The following is a 19,887-nucleotide window of genomic DNA, read 5'->3' on the forward strand; positions in this document are numbered from 1 at the left end:
TCAAAATATTTTATGAATAAGAACTTTTACAAAGTTTCAAACTCTGTAAATGTTAAGTACGAATTTTTCACCACAAATAAAAAAGACCTCGTTTATGCGAGGTCTTTTTGTTGAAATCGGGTTTCGATTATTTTTTTGTGCAGCAAGATTTTTTATCTTTTTTGTCTGTTTTCTTACAGCAAGATTCTTTTTTTGCTTTTTCTTTTTTAACAGGCTGTGCATCTTGTGCCTGTAAACCAATTGTAAATAGAGCAACTGCGGCGAAGGTGAGTACTTTTGTCATTTTTTCTGTTTTTGAATGTTAATAAATATTTTTGATGAATTAAATAATACGATTTGAATGAATGTTATAATACAGCTATTGTGCTTTTTCATAACGTCTTTTAAGGAAATATTGAACTATAATGATTGTAATTAAGGCTCCAATACATAACAAATCCATAAAAACAACTCCTACAATTGGCATTCCGCAGTGCACTCGACCATTTGCTGCTTCGTTTAATTTTTGAGAAACAATTTCAATTGCTAGATACGAAAAACCGAGCTGCAAAATAAAGCTGATTAAACTAACGGTTAAAAAATGGAATCGTATCGTTTTTCGAATCGCCATTCGGCCCAATACCAACTGAAAAATTAAAGGCAGAATAAGCAATAAAAATGGATTGATGTTGTACATAACTTAATTTAAAAATAGGTACTTATAGTTTTGTTTTCCTTTTCAAAATTGATGCCATTAAAATTTTAATGATTTAAAAATTAATAATTTAAGTTTAACCCAAATCCAATTCCCATATCACTATCATAGTGTGTAGTGATTCCGAAGTTTCTGGCAACAATATATTTTAATCCTGCCATATATTCTTTGTCTGTATTCCACATCAAGTTCATTCTCAATCGTCTGGAAAGCGGAATGTCTTTTCGCTCAAATTGCAAACGGACATTTCCATCAGTGTAAACCTCAGCCTGAGCTTTTATGAGCATTGGCAAAGTATACTCAAGACCAGCGCTAAAAACAGAACGATTGTCTTTGGTGTTTTTTTGTCCGAAAAGATTTTGTTCCTGTTCGTCCATTCCCATTTTTCGGTATCTCCAGTCAAAACCAATAAAAGGCATCAGCCATTGCATTTTACCAATATAGCGGCCAATATGCGTTTCAGTTTCGTAACCATGTTTGTCGTTGTAACCTAATCGCCATTCGGTTCCAATACTCCATCTGGTGTTGCTGTACATGGCTTCACCGTCATTTCCGTTAGAAGCAAAATCATTTTCGCCCATAAAATGAAACATACGATCATCCATTTTCAACATTTTATAAGCCATTTCAGGATGGTGAATCAACGGATTAGGAGCTGAATTTTCATAACTAAAAATACGTCCCATTCCAGCCATCATGTGGTATAAAATATGACAGTGGAAAAACCAGTCGCCATCGGCATTGGCTTCAAACTCGATAGTATCTGTTTCCATTGGCATAATATCGATGACATTTTTCATGGGCGCATAATCGCCTTGATCGTTCAAAAGTCTGAAATCGTGTCCGTGTAAATGCATGGGGTGACGCATCATAGAACCATTGTACAAGGTAATACGAACAATTTCTCCTTTTTTAATTAAGATTTTATCAGTTTCAGAAACCACTTTGTTGTCTAAACTCCAAACATACCGATTCATATTTCCAGAAAGTTCAAAACGTAATTCTTTTACAGGCGCATCTTTTGGAAGATTGGTTTTATCTGGCGATTTCAGCATTCCATAATTTAAAGTAACAATTTCTGGAGTTTCAGTAGTGTCGCTTTCCATTTTCATATCGCCCATATTATGATTAGAATGATCCATTGCTGGTTTTGCATTTTCATCTTCACCAGAAATTTCAGGATACATTACAGCATTCATATCCATTTTATTCCAAGACATATTCATGCCCATATCGTTCATTTCACCATTCATTTTCATCATATCGTTCATCATTTTCATTCCTTCAAAATATTTTAATTTCGAAAGATGATGAACGGGCTGTTTCTCGCCATTGCCCAAAAATAAAGATGCAGATCCTGTTCTATCTTCGGCTGTAGCCAAAAATGCAAAGGATTTTTTATCGTCAGGAATTGTAACCACAACATCATAAGTTTCCGAAACGGCAATAATCAAACGATCCACTTCTATAGGTTCAACGTCGTTTCCGTCGCTGGCTACAACCGTAATTTTTCCGCCGCCGTACGTCAGCCAGAAATAACTCGAAGCACCTCCGTTGGCAATTCGCAAACGGACTTTTGATCCCGGCTTAAATTCAGAAAGCTGTTGTTCGTTTTTTCCGTTAATGAGGAATTTTTCATAATAAACATCACTTACGTCCATGGCATTCATTCGTTTCCATTCGTTGGTTACTTTGGTCGAAAAATGTCCTTGTTTGATGGCTTCGGCATAACTTTGCGTTGTTCCTTTTTTAATAGCAAACCAATCATTGGCATTGTGCAGCATTCGCTGAATATTTTCTGGTTTCAAATCAGACCATTCGCTCAGAATAACTGGAATTGTTGGCAGATCGTCAATTCCTTTTCGAATAGTCGGATCGTCTTTCTTTTTATTGATGATAAAAAGTCCATACAAACCAATTTGTTCCTGCAAACCAGAATGGCTGTGATACCAATACGTTCCATTTTGAATAATGGGGAAAGTATATTTATGTGTAGTTCCTGGTTGAATAGGCATTTGCGTTAAGTAAGGAACGCCATCTTCTTTATTAGGAAGGAACAATCCGTGCCAATGCATGGCTGTATCTTCATTTTTTAATTCGTTGTGGACATAAATTTCGGCAATATCTCCTTCGGTAAAAGTTAAAGTCGGCATCGGAATTTGTCCGTTAACCGCAATCGCACGTTTTTCTTTACCTGAAAAATTGACAATCGTATCGCGAACATATAAATCGTACCGAACAACTTTTTGAGCCTTTAGTTGAAAAGCGATTAAAAATAAAAGAAGAATATATTTGATTTTCATGATGAATTATAATTTTAAATTGTTGGGTTAAATGGAACACAATTTAATTTTAACCCATAGAAACATAGATTTTTTATGTCAAAAAAGAGCGGAAAAGAAACAAGTTTCCACACATAGCTATGTATTAATGCAAGTGAAACGCCTGTACTCACAATACAAAACTATGTTTCTATGTGTTGAAGTAATTTCGCCCAACCTACAGTTTTAAATTTCGCAATCGCAAAGCATTTACAATTACCGAAACAGAACTTAAACTCATTGCCAAAGCAGCCAACATTGGCGAAAGCAGAATTCCGAAAACTGGATATAAAATTCCTGCTGCAATTGGTACTCCTAAGGTATTGTAAATAAATGCAAAAAACAGATTTTGTTTGATGTTTGACATTACAGCGTGGCTTAGATTTTTTGCTTTTACGATACCGTTTAAATCTCCTTTTACCAGCGTAATTTTGGCACTTTCAATGGCAACATCAGTTCCGGTTCCCATTGCAATTCCAATGTTAGATTTTGCAAGGGCAGGAGCATCGTTGATCCCGTCGCCTGCCATTGCTACGATTTTACCTTCTGCTTGTAAACATTCAATTTCTTTTAGTTTATCTTCTGGAAGACAATCGGCTTTAAAAGAACTTAAATGAAGTTGTTCTGCCACCGCTTTTGCAGTATTCGCATTATCTCCTGTAAGCATTATAACTTCTACGCCCTGATTGATCAATTCTTTTATAGCTTGTGCACTGTTTTCTTTAATAGCATCAGTAATAGTTACATAACCTAAAACATTTTGATCGATTGCGATGTATGAAACGGTTTTACCTAAATTTTGTTCGGCTGTAACTTTATTTTCGATTTCTGAAGAAATTGAAGCATTTACTTGAAGCATCAGCTTTTTATTTCCTAATGCTATTCTTTTATTTTCAATCGTTCCTATAACACCTTTTCCTGTGATAGTTTCAAAATCGAGAACTTCAACCACAGAAATATTCTCCGCTTTTGCAAAGTTTACAACGGCTTTCGCCAAAGGATGTTCACTATGCTGATTTAATGAAGCAATATTTTGAAGTAAAAAATTCTCATCATTATTTACCGCATATACTTTCTCTACAGATGGTTTTCCTTCTGTAATCGTTCCCGTTTTATCAGTAATCAAAACATCGATTTTATTCATATTTTCGAGAGCTTCGGCGTTTTTTATCAGAATTCCGAATTGCGCTCCTTTGCCCACACCCACCATAACCGACATTGGTGTTGCTAATCCTAAAGCGCAAGGACAAGCAATAATTAAAACGGCAATCGCATTAATCAAAGCGTAAACATAAGACGGTTCTGGGCCAAATTTCGCCCAGATAATAAAAGTCAGAACTGAAATTAGAACAACGGTGGGTACAAAATATTTAGCGACTTTATCGGCTAATTTTTGGATTGGTGCTCTTGAACGACTGGCATCATTTACCATTTGAATAATCTGCGAAAGCATGGTTTCTGAACCTACTTTTTCGGCTGTCATTACAAATGATTTAGTTCCGTTAATAGTTCCGGAAATTATAGAATCTCCCGCTTTTTTATCAACAGGAATAGGTTCGCCGGTAATCATCGATTCGTCTATATGACTTTCTCCAGTTGTAATTTTTCCGTCTACTGGAATTTTTTCTCCTGGTTTTACACGCAATAAATCTCCTTTTTTAATACTGTGAATGGAAATTACTTTATCAATTCCGTTTTCTACCAAAGTGGCTTCAGTTGGAGCGAGTTTTAATAATTCTTTGATAGCGCCATTTGTCTGGCCGTGGGCCTTAGCTTCTAATAATTGTCCGAGTAGTACTAAAGTGATAATTACCGTTGCGGCTTCAAAATACAAATGAATCGTTCCGTGATGTGATTTAAATTCTGAAGGAAAAATATCTGGAAAAAACATTCCCACAACGCTAAAAAGGAAGGCAACAGAAGTTCCAATTCCTATTAAGGTAAACATGTTTAAATTCCAAGTCACAATTGATTTGTAAGCACGAACGAAAAACATCCATCCAGCATAAAACAATACTGGAATTGAAAATAAGAACTGAACCCAATTCCATTTTTCAATTGGCATTATATCATATAAAGGATTGTTGGGAATCATTTCTGACATTGAAATGATAAAGATGGGAAGCGTAAACAATACGGCAATTTTCATCTTTTTCAATAAATCTGTATAGCTTTTGTTTTCTTCTCCTGAAGCTTGGATCGGAAGGAGATCCATTCCACAAATCGGACAATCTCCGGGTTCATTTGAAATAACTTCCGGATGCATCGGACAGGTAAATTGAGTATGGCTGATAGCAACTTGTGGTACTAAATCCATTCCGCACACTGGACAGTCACCAGGTTTGTCGTAGGTTTTATCGCCTTCGCAATGCATCGGACAATAAAAAACTCCAGTTGCATTATGCGGAATACTTGCTTTTTTTGAGTGATCGTGATGAGAATGTTCTTTTTTGGATGAACAGCATGATTTTACGGCATTTTCTCCTGAGTTTTCTGCCGTTTTCATTTCGATAGTATAATTTCCCGTAGCCGATAGTGCTTCCTGAAGTTTTTCGGTTGCAACATGTTTTTCCATTGTAATGGTAGCTTCTCCGGGATTCAGATTTACTTCAGCATGAATGCCTTCGATTTCATTTAAAGTCTTTTCGACTTTGGTTCGGCATCCGTTGCATGACATTCCTGAAATTATATATTGATGTTTCATTGCTTTGTTTTTTGGTTTACAATGCAAATTTCCGAACTAAGGTTTAGATCGGGTTGTAAAATTTTGAGAATGATTTGTAAGATTTACAAAGTTTTATTTAACCACAAAGTGCGCACGGATTTTTGTATTAGCGTGACTTTGTATAAACGAAAAGTTCGCAAAGCTTTGTCTAAAATAGCTTTGCGAAGTTTATAAACATAGCCCAAGGTTTCAACCTTGGGTACACAAAGATTGGAACACAATGCGCTATTAATGTTTCAACCTTGGGTAACAAAGATTGAAATACGATATGCACCCAAGGTTGAAACCTTGGGCTATGTTCTGAATAAATTGCGAAATGATTATGTAAAAATTAGCCACAGATTAAAAGATTGTGCAGATTTTTAAAATCCTTTTAATTCTTATAATCTGTGGCTAAAAAAACTTTGCGAACCTTGCGTAAATCGTAGCGCTCTTAGCGGTTAAATCAAAAACTATATATTCTCAATCTGAATACGTTTTTTGTCTTTTGACTGCTTGAACGAAGTAGGAGTAAAGCCCGTAATTTTTTTGAATTGATTACTCAAATGTGCGACATTACTATAATTTAATAAATCTGCAATTTCGCTTAAGGATAGCTCATTGTATATCAGCAGTTCTTTTACTTTTTCGATTTTCTGACTGATGAAATATTTCTCTATAGTCGTATTTTCAATTTCAGAAAACAAATTGCTCAATGAGTTATAATCTTGATTTAGATTTTCTACTAAATAATCAGACAAATTGGTTTTTAACTCGTTGTTTTTATGATGAACCAAGTCGACAATCAAATTTTTAATCTTTTCGATTGTTTTACTTTTTTTATCATCTAATAAATCAAAACCTAGATTTTGAAGATTTTTAAGTAAAGTTTCTTTCTGGTTTTCTGTGATTTCGTTTTCTAATTCCACTTCTCCAAGCTCAACAGAAACAGTTGGAAGTCCGAGTTTTTCAAACTCAGACTCCACTGCCATTTTGCATCTGCTGCATACCATATTTTTGATATAGAGCTTCATTCTTTACTTAATGGTTTCAACCACATTTCCGCAAGTCAGCATGGAAGAACCATAATAAGGATTCTTAACGGCTTTTTCTTTGCTTAGCCAATCTGCATCTGCCATTGGACAGTATTGTTTGTAAATTGGCTGATCTGGATTTGAAACCTTAATTAAATCATATGTGTTTTTAGATAGTGATTTGAAAGACTCGCGTTGTTTTTTAATATCCGTATTAGAGGAAATCGCTTTTGCATCGGCGGTTAATTTTTTAACTACTTTCATCCAAACCGTATGTTCGTTACTTTTTAATTTGTCCATTTTTACGGCCCCAATTGCAGTCAGTAAGCTTGCCGCTTTCGCCGAAGTAGATTTGGCATCACTTTTAATAAGGGCATCTTTTACCGCAAAATAATTATCGAAAACAGATTGTAATTCACCAGAAGCCAGAACATCTTCTGTAGTAGTTTGTAATTTTATTTCGTTTGCTGTAATTGTGTTTACAGAAAATACTATCGCGATTGCTGCTAAAACAGCTGTTATTGAATTTTTCATTTTTATATATTTTTTATAAAAGGAAGAAGCTTTCCTTTTGATTATTTTATTGATATTGAAGCACAAATTTCTAAACAAGACCCATTTATGGCTGTACAGAATAGAAATATTATATTTTGGGAGGTAACCAAATAGAGGTGAAACCATCAGAAATGTTGGTTTCATTATAATAAGAAATCGGTTTTTCTACAGAAAAATTAAAATTGTTTTGAAAGCTCAAATCATTTGAAGCCGGAATACTAAATTGTAAAGATGAAGTTGTGCAGTTGGTATGACTGCATTTTCTGTCGCAATCATGTTTTTTCTTTTTTGATTTTGAAGTTTCCTTGCAGCAGCTTTTAGTACAGCAGTCTTTTTCCTTTTTCTCGGAAGTCATTTCTTTTTTAGGCGAAATTTTTCCAGAATGATTCCCACATGCATATCCAGAAACGGGTATCAAAAAGAAACCAGTTAGTAATAAAAGGAATGTTATGTAGACTTTTTTGTTCAAAGGAAATTTTTTGTTCTACAAATTTAGGTAAAAATATTAAGGCAAAATGCTCTTTTAGGATTTCAATAACTAAAGCTTTTTAAAATCAGTAGGCTTCATGTTTCTTTTCTTTTTAAAATAATTCGTCAAATGGCTTTCATCTGTAAAACCAAATTCATAAGCAATCTGTTTAATGGGTAATTGATTATTTTGGAATCTCTTCTCAATCAAAGTGGTTCTTAAATTATGAATATAATCGCGATAACTAATCGCAAAAGTTCTTTTAAAATAAGCACTGAAATACGTTTGAGCTATATTAAAATGTTCAGCGATTGTTTTAATTTGAACCAATTTCGGCTGGTAAATATTCTGATGAATATAATTAGCGATCTGCTCATTATCGATATGAGTTGAGGTCATCTGAAGGTTCATGCATCGAATGGTTTCTTTTATCAAACCAAAAATCGAAAGAATCTGGTAGAAAACAATTGGTGAATTCGTCACATCTATATATTGGTCATACTTTGTAATGTTTTCAATCGTATTTCTGAGGATTGTTTTACAGGGTTCGCCAAATTTCAAAACGGTTTCTTTTAGAATTTTGTCGCGCATGAAATTTTCCGGAGTATGAACCAGAAATTCATCACAGGTAAGATTTTGTTTTGAATTGAAATAATTGTCGGTGAATTTGATAAATATAAAACGTGTACTTTTCTTAATATCAAAATAATGTTCATCATCTGGCGAAATCACAAATAAATCGCCGGCTTTATATGATAATAGATTGTTGTTGATATGATGAATCCCGCTTCCTTTCTTAATATAAATGATTTCATAATAGGTATGAGAATGCGGAGGCAGATGAAATTTTTCTTCTTCAAATTCATCTATAATAAGCGTTTTGAATTGATTTAATTTCGGCATAACATATTTTTACAAATTTATATCGCAAATATACAATTTATTTCTGCTGCATCGGTTTTAAATTTGCACTGTAGAAAGTTTTTCCCTTTCTGTCTTAAATAGTTATGAAAAAAAGTCTTATCGCGTTATCGTTTGGAGGTCTAACAATAGGTATTACCGAATTTGTCATGATGGGTCTTCTCCCTGATATCGCTTCAGATATGAAAGTTACGATTCCGGTTGCCGGATATTTAATTTCATCTTATGCTCTTGGAGTTGTAATTGGTGCTCCTTTATTAGTAATTCTTGGAAGAAATTTTCCACCCAAAAAAATGCTTTTAATTTTAGCAGCAATGCTTACTGTTTTTAACGCGCTGTCTATTATTGCACCATCGTATAATTTTTTATTTGCTTCACGATTTTTATCGGGACTTCCTCACGGAGCCTTTTTCGGAGTGGGAGCTGTTGTGGCCAGCCGATTGGCAGATAAAGGAAAAGAAGCGCAAGCCATTGCCATTATGTTTTCTGGTTTAACATTGGCGAATTTAATTGGAGTTCCCATCGGCACATATATAGGCCACCATTTTATTTGGCGCTATACCTTTGTTTTAATTGCAATTGTGGGACTTTTAACGTTTTTTCTTATTGGGTTGTGGATGCCAAAATTAGAAAAAGGAGAAACGGTGAATATGAAAGAACAATTGCAGTTTTTTAAACGAACCGAAGCTTGGCTGATTATTGGAATTACAGCCATTGGTTTTGGAGGTCTTTTTGCTTGGATTAGTTATATCGCTCCTTTGTTAATTAATGTTTCTAAATTTTCTGAAGGAGATGTTTCTTCTATATTAATTCTGGCTGGGCTTGGTATGGTAGTTGGGAATTTTGTTGGAGGTAAACTAGCCGATAAATATTCACCTGCTCCCACAACATTAGCTCTATTGTTTGTAATGTCAATTGATTTGATTTTGGTTTATTTCTTTTCATCTAATCAATACGTTTCGTTGTTTTTGACTTTCTTAACTGGAGCCATTTCATTCTCGGTTATTGCGCCAATTCAAATGTTAATGATCCGTACTGCAAAAGGAGCCGAAATGATTGCTTCGGCATCATTGCAAGGAAGTTTTAATATAGGGAATGCTTTAGGAGCATTTTTAGGCGGACTTCCTTTGGCTGCTGGATACAGCTTTGCCTCACCCAATTTAATCGGAGTAGGAATGTCGGTTATTGGAATGCTTATCACACTTACTTTAATGAGAGTCCGTAAAAGTGATTTAAAATTACAAAGCGCATAAATCTTTATTCAAAAATACTTGAGAGCCCTTAGAGAAATCTAAGGGCTTTTTTATGTTTTAAAGATTTTGTTTTAACTCAATCTTACAAAACTGCCGTGCTCGCTATTTTGTTTTTGAGTAAAAGCGTGTTAAAATTTAAGTCTTTTCTAATTTTTTTCGAAGAATTTCAAGAGTTTTAAATGTTAGATATACACTTAAAAGATTTCTAAATCGATTTCGTGTAATCGATTGTTTTTTTAATAAAAAGTCAAAAAAACTGATGATTATAATAATATATTTAATATTTATATATCTATAAAATTACACATCTTGTATAAAAAAGCCTCTAAATTCTTGATTTTAGATTTTATTTATGAAATTTTTATGAATTTTAATTTTTTATATAAAAAAAATATCTATGTTTGTGTAATCGATTACAACTTTTTTTGGATGATTAAATTGAATTTTTATTAAGGTCATAATGAATCAGGAAAATCATAAGCACTCTGTTAAGATCAGGCTTTATTAATTCTGACAAAAATCGGGATCGGCAACAAAAAACTAAACCACAAAAAACCACTTAAAACATTTACTAACTTAAACAATCAACCAATGAATTTTAAAGATTTATTAAACAAGGCGGCAATTCGTTGTTCTGCAGTTGTTTTTTTATTGTGTTTGCTGATGAGTAATAAAATGCAGGCTCAGGCAGTGACAATAGAAGGAATCGTTAAAGATGCGGCAGGACTTTCTTTACCAGGAGTTAACGTATTGGAGAAAGGTACCAAAAATGGAACTTCTACAGACTTTGACGGACATTACAAAATTAAACTCACCAACCCAAAAGCAGTATTAAGTTTCTCCTTTATAGGATTTAAAACGGTAGACATTTCTGCCGAAGGAAAAACCAAAGTAAACACAACTTTATCTGAAGATTCAAACAACTTAAATGAGGTTGTTGTCATTGGATACGGAACATCTAAAAAATCAGATTTAACAGGAGCTGTAGCTACATTTTCTGGAAATGAAGTACGTAAAATTCCAGTGCCAAACGTAGCGGAAGCCTTAACCGGACGTATTGCAGGGGTTCAGGTAACGAGTTCTGAAGGTTCACCGGATTCAAATGTTCAGGTTCGAATTCGCGGAAACGGTTCGTTAAGTCAAGATGCTTCACCATTGTACATTGTTGACGGATTTCCCGTAAACAACATTAATGATATTTCTTCTTCAGATATCGAAACGATGACTGTGTTAAAAGATGCATCTTCTACGGCAATCTACGGTTCTAGAGGAGCTTACGGAGTTATCATCATTACCACTAAAAAAGGTAAAGATGGTAAAATAGCCGTAAACTTCAATATGTTCTACGGAATGAAAAAACTGGCTAATACTATTGACGTAACTGCTCCTGAAGATTACGTAAAATGGCAGTATGAATATGCTTTAATGGATCAGACAGATAAAACGATCTTAACCAATCCAAACTCATATACTAAGTATTTCGGAAACTGGCAGGATTACGACATGTACAAAGGCATGAAAGGAAACAACTGGCAGAAACAAATCTTTGGCCGTACAGGAGAAGTTCAAAGCCGTGACCTATCAATTCGTGGCGGTACTGATAAAATGAACTATAACTTCAATTATGCTCATTATGATGAGAAAGCTATCATGCTGGGGTCTGATTTCAACAGAAACAACTTATCTCTTGCCTTAAACAGTAAAGCTTCAGATAAAGTTGACTTATCTTTTACAGTTCGTTACTCAGATACTGAAATTAACGGTGCTGGTATGAACGAGCAAAACGAAGCTTCATCAGCAGATTCACGTTTAAAAAATATCGTTGGATATGCTCCAATTCCAGTTCCTGGTTTAACAAGCGATGATACAGATGAAGCAGTAGCAGAAAATTTAGTGCATCCATTTGTTGCTATTACAGACAATAACCGTCAGCAGTTTAGAAAAAACTTTAACACATTGGGAAGTTTTTCATGGAAAATTACTCCAAATTTAGTGTTCAAAACAGAATTAGGTCTCGATAATTATAACTATCAGGATTACCGTTTTTATGGCCGTACAACGTATTATGTAAAAAACAGTCCAGCGGCAGAAAGACAAGGTATGCCTGCATTGATAATGGGAGACAGAAAAGATACGCGTTTTAGAAATGCCAATACACTTAATTACGATTTGAAAAAATTAGTAGGAGAGAACCATAATTTAAAATTCCTTTTTGGGGAAGAATCAATTCAGTATAAAAGAAACGACGTAGCAAATACGATTCACGGATATCCATTATCTTTTGATTTGGATCAGGCGAAAAAATTAACCACACAAGGAACTCCTGTTTCAGTTGATAATTTTTATTTTCCAGACGATAAACTGCTTTCTTTCTTCGGACGTGTAAATTACGATTACAAAGACCGTTACCTTCTTACAGCAACTTATAGAGCAGACGGATCTAGTAAATTTCTAGGCGATAATAAATGGGGATTTTTCCCAGCAGCTGCGGCAGCTTGGAAAATATCAGGAGAAGAATTTATGAAAAATGCTTCATGGATTAATTTGTTGAAATTAAGAGTAAGTTATGGTGAAGCAGGAAATAACAATATTCCAACAGGACAGATGGTTCAAAGTTTTATTTCATCTACTTCTACCTGGATTAATGGTGTCGATAATTACTGGGCAGCTTCTAAAACAATGGCAAATCCAGATTTAAAATGGGAAACTACTGTTACCCAGAATATCGGTTTAGATTTTGACTTGTTCAAAAACAAAGTAACTGGATCTGTTGAGTTGTATAAAAACAAAACAAAAGACCTGTTAATGAACTTTCCAATTTCTGGAGGAGGTTACGATTTCCAATACAGAAATATGGGTGAAATCCAAAACAGTGGAGTTGAGGCAAGTTTAAATCTTAATCTTATTGAGAGACCTAAATATGGCGTAAGCTTATCTTTCAACGCGGCTTTCAATACCAACAGAATTAACTCTATTGGAGTTATGGATGATTTTAAAGCATCTTCCGGATGGGCATCTACAGCAATTGGAACTGATTATTTAGTAAACGTGGGACAGCCGCTAGGGATTATGTATGGATATAAAAGTGACGGGCGCTACGAAGTATCTGATTTTGATTACAATGCCGGAACATATACTTTAAAAGCAGGTGTGCCAGATGGTACTACAATCGTCGGGAAAATGCAGCCGGGTGCTATGAAATTAAAAGATATCAATGATGATGGTAAAGTAGATGTAAACGATCTTACGATTATTGGAAATGCAAATCCTAAAGCTACAGGAGGTTTTGTTTTAAATGCAAATGCTTATGGTTTTGATCTTTCGGCAGCTTTTAATTATAGTATTGGTAATGATGTTTACAATGCGAATAAAGTTGAATTTTCTACTTCTGTACCAAACGGACAATATAGAAACCTAAGCTCTGAAATGGCTGATGGAAAAAGATGGACGAATCTTGATCCAACAAGCGGACAATTGGTTACAGATCCTGCTCAGTTAGCTGCTTTGAATGCAAATACAACAATGTGGTCTCCTTACATGCCGCGTTATGTGTTCACTGACTGGGCTGTTGAAGACGGTTCTTTCTTAAGACTTAACACATTGAGTTTAGGATATACGACACCAAATGAGCTTACTTCTGCATTAGGAGTTTCTAAATTGAGATTTTACCTTACAGCGAGTAATGTTTTTGTCTGGACTAAATATTCAGGTCCGGATCCTGAATCTTCCACAAGAAGAAACACTCCGTACACGCCAGGAGTTGATTATTCTGCCTATCCAAGAAGCAGACAGTTGATATTTGGTTTAAACCTTAATTTTTAATTCAGTAAAACTTTCACAAGATGAAACATACGATATTAATTGCAGGAATTGCATTGGTAAGCCTTTTTACTTCCTGCTCAGACGATTACTTAGACGCTCCGGCACAATCAACATTAGATGAATCGGTTATTTTCTCTAGTCCAGGATTAGCCGAAGGAGCGATTGACGGGATTAAAATTCCGTTTGCAGAAACCAATTCATACAGAGGACGTTTTCTTCCTTTTTACGGATTAAACACAGATGTAGAATGGTACAACTCTTCACAAACTGTAAGCGACGCTTCAGATTTGTGTACTTACGATGCAAAGCCAAACAATTCACAAATGAATACCACAAACAATGCTTGGGCAATGATGTATTCAGGAATTGAGCGTGCCAACATTTGTATTCGAGGACTGCGTACTTACGGAAATCCTACACCAAATTCACAATTGGGTTACTTGTTAGGAGAAGCTTTAACATTAAGAGCCATTTACTACGCTGATTTGATAAAAGCTTGGGGCGATGTTCCAGCTCGATTTGAACCCGTAAATAATTCTACTTTATACGTTGAAAAAACAAGCCGTGATGTAATCTACAAACAACTTCTTGCTGATTTAGCCGAAGCTGCGACATTAGTTCCGTGGCCGGGAGAAACAGCAGCGACAAGCAGTGTGGAAAGAATTAATAAAGCTTTCGTAAAAGGATTCCGTGCCCGTTTGGCAATGGCTGCCAGCGGTTATCAGCAATATCCTGACGGAATCAGAAGAAGTACAGATCCTGCATTGTCTGTTGGTAATATGTATGCATTGGCATTGGCAGAAACTCGTTCAGTTATTGCCAGCGGATCAGCACATTTAGAATCTTCATTCGAAACTTTCTGGAGAAAATACAATCAGGAAAATATTGCTGCAGGAGGAGAATCTCTTTGGGAAATTCCTTTTTCAGATGGACGCGGACGTATGTTATTTACATTTGCGGTTCGCCACACTACAAATGACCAATTTCACGCCAATGGAGCAAATCGTGGAGGAACTGCAGGACCGCTTCCTTACGTTTTTTACGATTACGATCAGGCAGATACTCGTCGTGACGTTACCTGTGTGCCTTATAAATATGGTACAGCTGTAAATAATATTGCGAAACAAGAATTAGGTGCTCTTAATACTTGGTATTTCGGGAAATATCGTTACGAATGGATGACTCGTTTTGTAACTTCAACCAATGATGATGGTGTAAACAAAATCTATATGCGTTATGCTGAAGTACTTTTAATTGCAGCCGAAGCAGCAAATGAATTAGAAGGGCCAAGCGCAGCAGCTCCCTATTTGAAAGAAATCCGAAGACGCGCATTCCCAGCAGCATCTCAAGCTGTAAAAGTAGATGCTTATGTAAATGCATTAACTTCAAAAGAAGCTATGTTTAAAGCTCTTGTAGAAGAAAATAAATTTGAATTTACAGGAGAAATGGAGCGCAAACAATCACTTATACGCTGGAATCTGTTGAAAGCAAAATTAGATGAAGCGAAAGTAAAAATGACGAACCTTTCACAGCATACAGGCGAATATGCAGATGTTCCAGCTACATTATATTACAAATACAAATCAGACAATGTAAGCTTAGATATTTATGGACTAAACCGAGGTGAAACCGCTAATCCGGGTGCTGACTACACTTCTTTTGCATGGACTTGGACAGGGGCTGCGACAGAAACCAAAATTAACACACTGTACAAAGCAGGCGTTAATCCTGATAGCAGACAATTCTGGCCAATCTGGCAGGTATTTATTGATGCAAGTAATGGAAAATTAGTTAATGATTATAAATACTAAATCCTCTACAGCACTATCATTAATTTATTTAAGACATTATGTGTATGAAAACAAAATATTTATTTAAAGGATTAACAGTTCTTTTTCTGCTAGCAATGGCAGTGACGGGCTGCGAAAGTTATAACGAAGCCGTTATAAATGATTTGAATGTAAGCAGGGAATTTTCTCCAACAGGACTTACAGCAAGAGTTAGGAACCAAACTACAGTTGAATTAAATTGGACTGTAAAAGAAAATGAAGAAACAGATCATTATGTAGTGGAAATTAGTGCTGATGATCCCGAATTTAAAACTATTTATAAAACAGTAAACGTTGCCCCGACTGAATTACCTGTTCAAATAGCTTTAGAAGGGGAAACAGTATATTCTATTAGAGTAAAATCAGTAAGTTCAAAAGGATTAGCGGATTCTAAATGGTCGGTTACTACAGCGACTACATTAACAGAACAACTTTTCTCTGCGGTTCAGGATGCTGATATCGAAGCCAAACAAGTTACTTTAAGATGGACGCCTAATAGTGCAGTAACAGAAATTACAGTGGCGCCTGGAGGGATTACACACACGATTACCCCAGCAGAAAAAGCTGCAGGAGTTGCAGTTGTAACGGGACTAACAGGAGAAACAGCTTATATTGCTACATTATTAAATGGATCAAAGAAAAGAGGAGCCGTAACGTTTACAACAGGAATTGATATTGGAACTGGAATTTTAATAAAACCAGAAGATGATTTAAACGCAAAAATAACCGAAGCCGCTTCAGGATCAGTATTGGTGCTAATGCCGGGAGATTACACAGTTTTTACAGGTGAAATAGCTTTAAACAAATCGATTACATTACGCGGTTTACGTCCGGGTGATAAACCAAAATTACATGTGAAATTTACTTTGAATGCTGGAGCATCAAGTCTTTCTTTGATTGATTTAGATTTAGACGGAACCGGAATGGATAATGCAGCAGTAATCACTGTTTCCGGCGCAAGTACTACTTATGGTGATATTTTAATCAGCAGCAGTAAAGTGCATGATTATACACGTGCATTAATTGCCGCAAATGCAAGCGGTTCAAAAGTAAATTCTTTTACTGTCGATAATACCATTGTAAAAAATGTAAATACAAACGCGGGTGCTGATTTTATTGATTTCAGAAATACACATGCATCAAGTATCCTACTTAAAAACAGCACATTTGATACTTGTTCAACAGGTAGAGATTTTGTGAGAGTTGATGCCGCTTCTGGTTTATCTGGAACAGGTTTAACTACAAATGTTGTAATTGATGCTTGTACATTGTACAACGTATCAAGTACTGCTGCTCCAAAGCGAATTTTGTATATCCGTTTTGTAAATAATACATCAACAGTAAAAAACACTTTGATAGTTTCAACAACAGCAATTTATACAAATCAGGCCGCCACAACTGCGCCAACTTTCCTTAAAAACTACTATTATGATGCACCAAGTTTTATGGATGCAACGATTAATTTAAATAAAATAGATGCATCAGGAACAACAGCAAATCCACAATTTGTGAATGCTGCCGGTGGAGACTTTACTATTAAAAATCAAACTTTGATCGACAATCAAATTGGAGATCCGCGTTGGATTAAATAAAAATCGTGGTTGATTAATAAGAAAAGCGGGATGCATTTTATGGTGTCCCGCTTTTTTAGTTTTCAGTTTTCAGTCCCAGTTCTCGGTATTCAGTTTGCATATTAACTGAGACTGTATACTGAAAACTGCGACTGAATACTAAAAAGAAAAAACTCATTCAAGTTCGATACAATCAAAAACGTTGTTATTCAAAAGCAATGTGGCAACATCGAGTTCGCTGTCAACTCTTAAAATATTATCGCAGTCTTCTAAATCAAAATTCCATAAAGTTTCAGGCAATAATTTATGAAGAAGGGCAGTTGCTGATTCTAATTTTGACGGGCTATCTACGGAAGTTTTAAACACATAAATCATAATTTGCATTTTTTTGAAGGAGCAAATTTCCAAAAAATGTGGTTTTATTTATTAGGATTCTATAATCAATAATTAGGATTTATCAATCATTTTTCGGTATTGGATAGGCGATATTCCTTCGCTCTTTTTAAAAAAACGGCTAAAGTAAGATTGATCTTCAAGTCCTATTTGTGCTGCGATTTCACCTACAGAAAAAGTAGTTTGAAAAAGCAGGTATTTAGCTTCCAGTAAAATGGTTTCTTCAATCCATTTCGCGGCTGTTTTGCCAGTAACGGTTTTCACGCATTTGTTTAAATGGTTGGGACTTACATTTAAAACCGAAGCATAATAATTTACCTGATGCTGTGTTTTAATATTTTGATGAATTAATTCCTTGAACTTGTTTGAAATAATTTCGGCTGCCGAAATCCCTTTAGAAGTTTTAACCGAATTTTTGCTCATTTCATAAAACAAAGCAATCAAATATGATTGTACAATATTCAGATTGGCGCGGGGAGTTTCAGAATATTCCCTTTTCAAACGGTCTAAAATCGTGACAACAGTTTGGATATCTTCTGAAGCCAAACTCACTTTAGGATTTCCAGAAACTTTTAAAAAATCGAAATCATTCAGCATTTCTCGGCTTCCATATTTCCCAATTAAAATATCAGGATGAAATTGGCAGATGTATCCCGTATGCGAACTGTAAATATTATCAATTGAAAAAATCTGTCCGGCTGGAACCATTATAATCTCATTAGTCGTCGTTTGAAACTCTTCATACCCGGTTTTCATAATATGCGTGCCTGATGATACAAAAATTAAGGTATGACAACTATGCTTAGATGGCGGGACTGGATATTGAAGACGCATCATTTCTTCTGTTCTCAAACAAAAAAAATGATCCGAATTGGACTTGAAAAGCAAATGCATCGGATTATCTTCGCCAAGAAATCTCTCCCGAAAACCTTTTGCTTCATACGTTTTTATTTTTTCAGCCGGCTTTGTCTTCATACTTAATAATACAATCTAAAATCAAGTAATTTACAAAGCGCATAATGCTTTTGAAACAATTCTTCAACCACTTCAGTTAGGTCATCATTTTCCTGATACAGACTAAAAAAAGCTTTGTCAATGGTACTGCAGCTGGCAATTTTGTTATAAGTAGAGCCATAACCAGAAATGGCGCGTGCACCCGTAATATCAAGAAAATATTGAGCTTCTTCGTCGTTGAGGTCCAATCTTTTTTTATTGGCAAAATGAATAATCTTTCCTTTCATTTTTCCTTCAAAAAGTTCGGCTATTTCTTCTATGCTGTAATAATAGTCATGAAGGCAGATATTATTTTCCTGTCCCGGCATTACCAAATAAATGATTTCATAATCCTTAAAATTATGATCATCATAAAGAAGCGCAGTTAAACTTTCTTCAAGTCCTTCAATAGTGTCGCAGGTTTTATAAATGCTGGCAATGCCCTGATCAAAAGCAATTTCTTCGAGATTTTTAACCACATCAGTAGTCGTAACGATGTCTATGTCCTGAACGCCTTCCAGGCAGAAAATAAATTTTTCATTATCCATACTCATGTCTTTTCGGTTCTCGGAGAACTGGGTTTAAGACAAATATATTTTTTTAAATGGAAAAACCGGTATGAGATCAGGATTTTAACTTGTTTTTTGTAATCGTTCAAAATATACACCTAATAGATGGTGCATTATAATTCATTACCAAACCATCTTCAGTTGGTGCAGAAACAATCTAACCCCATAAAAGATAATTAGTAAATTTAGTTTTAGAAATAGTCAGTATACGCCACGTAAAGAATTACCACAGTTGGTATATACAATCTTATCGAAAGTCTTTTTACGCAGCTTTTTGCGCAAGTTCTTTTTTCTCCGAAACCCTAAGCTGGTTTTCAGTACAAAGAAGTCTTTCTTTCAGACCATTTTTTTGGACTTCAATTAGATAATGGTACGTCATCTCCTTGATTGCAGATTTTTTGATGAGCCCTTTTTTGAAATCTATTTTTCTTTCTATCACTGTTGCCTTATAAGATCTCCCACTTAATGTCGTGTAGGATACATCTTGTCCTTTTACAAATTTCATTGTTTTAGCTTTTTGTTTTTAAATTATTCGCTAATACTCGTAAGTTTCTTTTTTTGCTGAAGAGAGTGAAAAAATAATTATTAAGGGGACTAAAAATTTTTTCCTTACAGAGGTGCAATGTAAAAAGATTCAAAAATTTGACACTGCGTATTTATACCTGTTTTTGAATATTCTCTAAAATTTTATTTGTGCGAAAAGGCTTTATAATTAAGGCTTTGCGTGCAAAAAATGATACAATTTGGGACAGCCTTTTT

General features: G+C 35.0%; 16 protein-coding genes. 4 read left to right on the top strand and 12 right to left on the bottom strand.

The window, feature by feature from the left end:
* Nucleotides 1-127: 127 nt before the first annotated feature.
* The 8 genes from J0383_RS15075 to J0383_RS15110 form a co-directional block, all read right to left on the bottom strand.
* Complete coding sequence (locus J0383_RS15075) at nucleotides 128-283, bottom strand: hypothetical protein (RefSeq protein ID WP_207294831.1); 156 nt, start codon at nucleotides 281-283, stop codon at nucleotides 128-130.
* A gap of 75 nt (nucleotides 284-358) precedes the next feature.
* Nucleotides 359-676, bottom strand: coding sequence for a hypothetical protein (locus tag J0383_RS15080; RefSeq protein ID WP_207294832.1), 318 nt, complete (start codon nucleotides 674-676; stop codon nucleotides 359-361).
* Nucleotides 677-756: 80 nt separating this feature from the next.
* Nucleotides 757-2,997 (bottom strand): multicopper oxidase family protein, encoded by a 2,241-nt coding sequence (locus J0383_RS15085; RefSeq protein ID WP_207294833.1) that lies wholly within the window; start codon nucleotides 2,995-2,997, stop codon nucleotides 757-759.
* A gap of 196 nt (nucleotides 2,998-3,193) precedes the next feature.
* The gene (locus J0383_RS15090) at nucleotides 3,194-5,719 is read right to left on the bottom strand and encodes a heavy metal translocating P-type ATPase (RefSeq protein ID WP_207294834.1); all 2,526 of its coding nucleotides are present in this window, start codon (nucleotides 5,717-5,719) and stop codon (nucleotides 3,194-3,196) included.
* A 473-nt stretch (nucleotides 5,720-6,192) separates the two neighbouring features.
* Entirely contained in the window at nucleotides 6,193-6,753 is a 561-nt protein-coding gene (locus J0383_RS15095; RefSeq protein WP_207294835.1) for a helix-turn-helix domain-containing protein, read from the bottom strand.
* A 3-nt stretch (nucleotides 6,754-6,756) separates the two neighbouring features.
* Nucleotides 6,757-7,287 (bottom strand): DUF3347 domain-containing protein, encoded by a 531-nt coding sequence (locus J0383_RS15100; protein ID WP_207294836.1) that lies wholly within the window; start codon nucleotides 7,285-7,287, stop codon nucleotides 6,757-6,759.
* 109 nt (nucleotides 7,288-7,396) lie between these two features.
* Entirely contained in the window at nucleotides 7,397-7,777 is a 381-nt protein-coding gene (locus J0383_RS15105) for a hypothetical protein (protein ID WP_207294837.1), read from the bottom strand.
* A gap of 69 nt (nucleotides 7,778-7,846) precedes the next feature.
* On the bottom strand, nucleotides 7,847-8,680 hold the full coding sequence (locus J0383_RS15110; RefSeq protein ID WP_207294838.1) for an AraC family transcriptional regulator: 834 nt from the start codon (nucleotides 8,678-8,680) through the stop codon (nucleotides 7,847-7,849).
* Nucleotides 8,681-8,784: 104 nt separating this feature from the next.
* On the opposite strand from J0383_RS15110, the gene J0383_RS15115 reads away from it, so the two are divergent.
* The 4 genes from J0383_RS15115 to J0383_RS15130 all read left to right on the top strand — a co-directional run bounded on the left by J0383_RS15115 (nucleotide 8,785) and on the right by J0383_RS15130 (nucleotide 17,194).
* The gene (locus J0383_RS15115) at nucleotides 8,785-9,951 is read left to right on the top strand and encodes an MFS transporter (RefSeq protein ID WP_207294839.1); all 1,167 of its coding nucleotides are present in this window, start codon (nucleotides 8,785-8,787) and stop codon (nucleotides 9,949-9,951) included.
* A gap of 591 nt (nucleotides 9,952-10,542) precedes the next feature.
* Nucleotides 10,543-13,773 carry a SusC/RagA family TonB-linked outer membrane protein gene (locus J0383_RS15120; protein WP_207294840.1) on the top strand — a complete coding sequence of 1,077 codons (3,231 nt, stop codon included), beginning with the start codon at nucleotides 10,543-10,545 and terminating at the stop codon, nucleotides 13,771-13,773.
* 20 nt (nucleotides 13,774-13,793) lie between these two features.
* Nucleotides 13,794-15,584 carry a RagB/SusD family nutrient uptake outer membrane protein gene (locus J0383_RS15125; protein ID WP_207294841.1) on the top strand — a complete coding sequence of 597 codons (1,791 nt, stop codon included), beginning with the start codon at nucleotides 13,794-13,796 and terminating at the stop codon, nucleotides 15,582-15,584.
* Between the two features lie 44 nt (nucleotides 15,585-15,628).
* The gene (locus J0383_RS15130) at nucleotides 15,629-17,194 is read left to right on the top strand and encodes a DUF5123 domain-containing protein (RefSeq protein ID WP_207294842.1); all 1,566 of its coding nucleotides are present in this window, start codon (nucleotides 15,629-15,631) and stop codon (nucleotides 17,192-17,194) included.
* 153 nt (nucleotides 17,195-17,347) lie between these two features.
* On the opposite strand, the gene J0383_RS15135 is transcribed toward J0383_RS15130, so the two are convergent.
* The 4 genes from J0383_RS15135 to J0383_RS15150 all read right to left on the bottom strand — a co-directional run bounded on the left by J0383_RS15135 (nucleotide 17,348) and on the right by J0383_RS15150 (nucleotide 19,633).
* Nucleotides 17,348-17,557: a hypothetical protein gene (locus tag J0383_RS15135; protein WP_239023078.1), complete on the bottom strand. Its 210-nt coding sequence runs from the start codon at nucleotides 17,555-17,557 to the stop codon at nucleotides 17,348-17,350.
* A gap of 63 nt (nucleotides 17,558-17,620) precedes the next feature.
* Nucleotides 17,621-18,541, bottom strand: a complete 921-nt coding sequence (locus J0383_RS15140; RefSeq protein ID WP_207294843.1) for a helix-turn-helix domain-containing protein — start codon at nucleotides 18,539-18,541, stop codon at nucleotides 17,621-17,623.
* 2 nt (nucleotides 18,542-18,543) lie between these two features.
* Nucleotides 18,544-19,107, bottom strand: a complete 564-nt coding sequence (locus J0383_RS15145; RefSeq protein ID WP_207294844.1) for a DUF6642 family protein — start codon at nucleotides 19,105-19,107, stop codon at nucleotides 18,544-18,546.
* 283 nt (nucleotides 19,108-19,390) lie between these two features.
* The gene (locus tag J0383_RS15150) at nucleotides 19,391-19,633 is read right to left on the bottom strand and encodes a hypothetical protein (RefSeq protein ID WP_207294845.1); all 243 of its coding nucleotides are present in this window, start codon (nucleotides 19,631-19,633) and stop codon (nucleotides 19,391-19,393) included.
* Nucleotides 19,634-19,887 lie beyond the last annotated feature (254 nt).

Origin of the sequence: Flavobacterium endoglycinae (assembly GCF_017352115.1) — a bacterium.
Classification (GTDB): domain Bacteria; phylum Bacteroidota; class Bacteroidia; order Flavobacteriales; family Flavobacteriaceae; genus Flavobacterium; species Flavobacterium endoglycinae.

Bases quoted from the DNA above. Each gene is read 5' to 3' on its own strand.
- J0383_RS15125 (WP_207294841.1), top strand. From the start codon at position 13,794: ATGAAACATACGATATTAATTGCAGGAATTGCATTGGTAAGCCTTTTT.
- J0383_RS15075 (WP_207294831.1), bottom strand. From the start codon at position 283: ATGACAAAAGTACTCACCTTCGCCGCAGTTGCTCTATTTACAATTGGT.
- J0383_RS15120 (WP_207294840.1), top strand. From the start codon at position 10,543: ATGAATTTTAAAGATTTATTAAACAAGGCGGCAATTCGTTGTTCTGCA.
- J0383_RS15130 (WP_207294842.1), top strand. From the start codon at position 15,629: ATGAAAACAAAATATTTATTTAAAGGATTAACAGTTCTTTTTCTGCTA.
- J0383_RS15100 (WP_207294836.1), bottom strand. From the start codon at position 7,287: ATGAAAAATTCAATAACAGCTGTTTTAGCAGCAATCGCGATAGTATTT.
- J0383_RS15110 (WP_207294838.1), bottom strand. From the start codon at position 8,680: ATGCCGAAATTAAATCAATTCAAAACGCTTATTATAGATGAATTTGAA.
- J0383_RS15140 (WP_207294843.1), bottom strand. From the start codon at position 18,541: ATGAAGACAAAGCCGGCTGAAAAAATAAAAACGTATGAAGCAAAAGGT.
- J0383_RS15135 (WP_239023078.1), bottom strand. From the start codon at position 17,557: ATGCAAATTATGATTTATGTGTTTAAAACTTCCGTAGATAGCCCGTCA.
- J0383_RS15115 (WP_207294839.1), top strand. From the start codon at position 8,785: ATGAAAAAAAGTCTTATCGCGTTATCGTTTGGAGGTCTAACAATAGGT.
- J0383_RS15150 (WP_207294845.1), bottom strand. From the start codon at position 19,633: ATGAAATTTGTAAAAGGACAAGATGTATCCTACACGACATTAAGTGGG.
- J0383_RS15145 (WP_207294844.1), bottom strand. From the start codon at position 19,107: ATGGATAATGAAAAATTTATTTTCTGCCTGGAAGGCGTTCAGGACATA.
- J0383_RS15085 (WP_207294833.1), bottom strand. From the start codon at position 2,997: ATGAAAATCAAATATATTCTTCTTTTATTTTTAATCGCTTTTCAACTA.
- J0383_RS15095 (WP_207294835.1), bottom strand. From the start codon at position 6,753: ATGAAGCTCTATATCAAAAATATGGTATGCAGCAGATGCAAAATGGCA.
- J0383_RS15090 (WP_207294834.1), bottom strand. From the start codon at position 5,719: ATGAAACATCAATATATAATTTCAGGAATGTCATGCAACGGATGCCGA.
- J0383_RS15080 (WP_207294832.1), bottom strand. From the start codon at position 676: ATGTACAACATCAATCCATTTTTATTGCTTATTCTGCCTTTAATTTTT.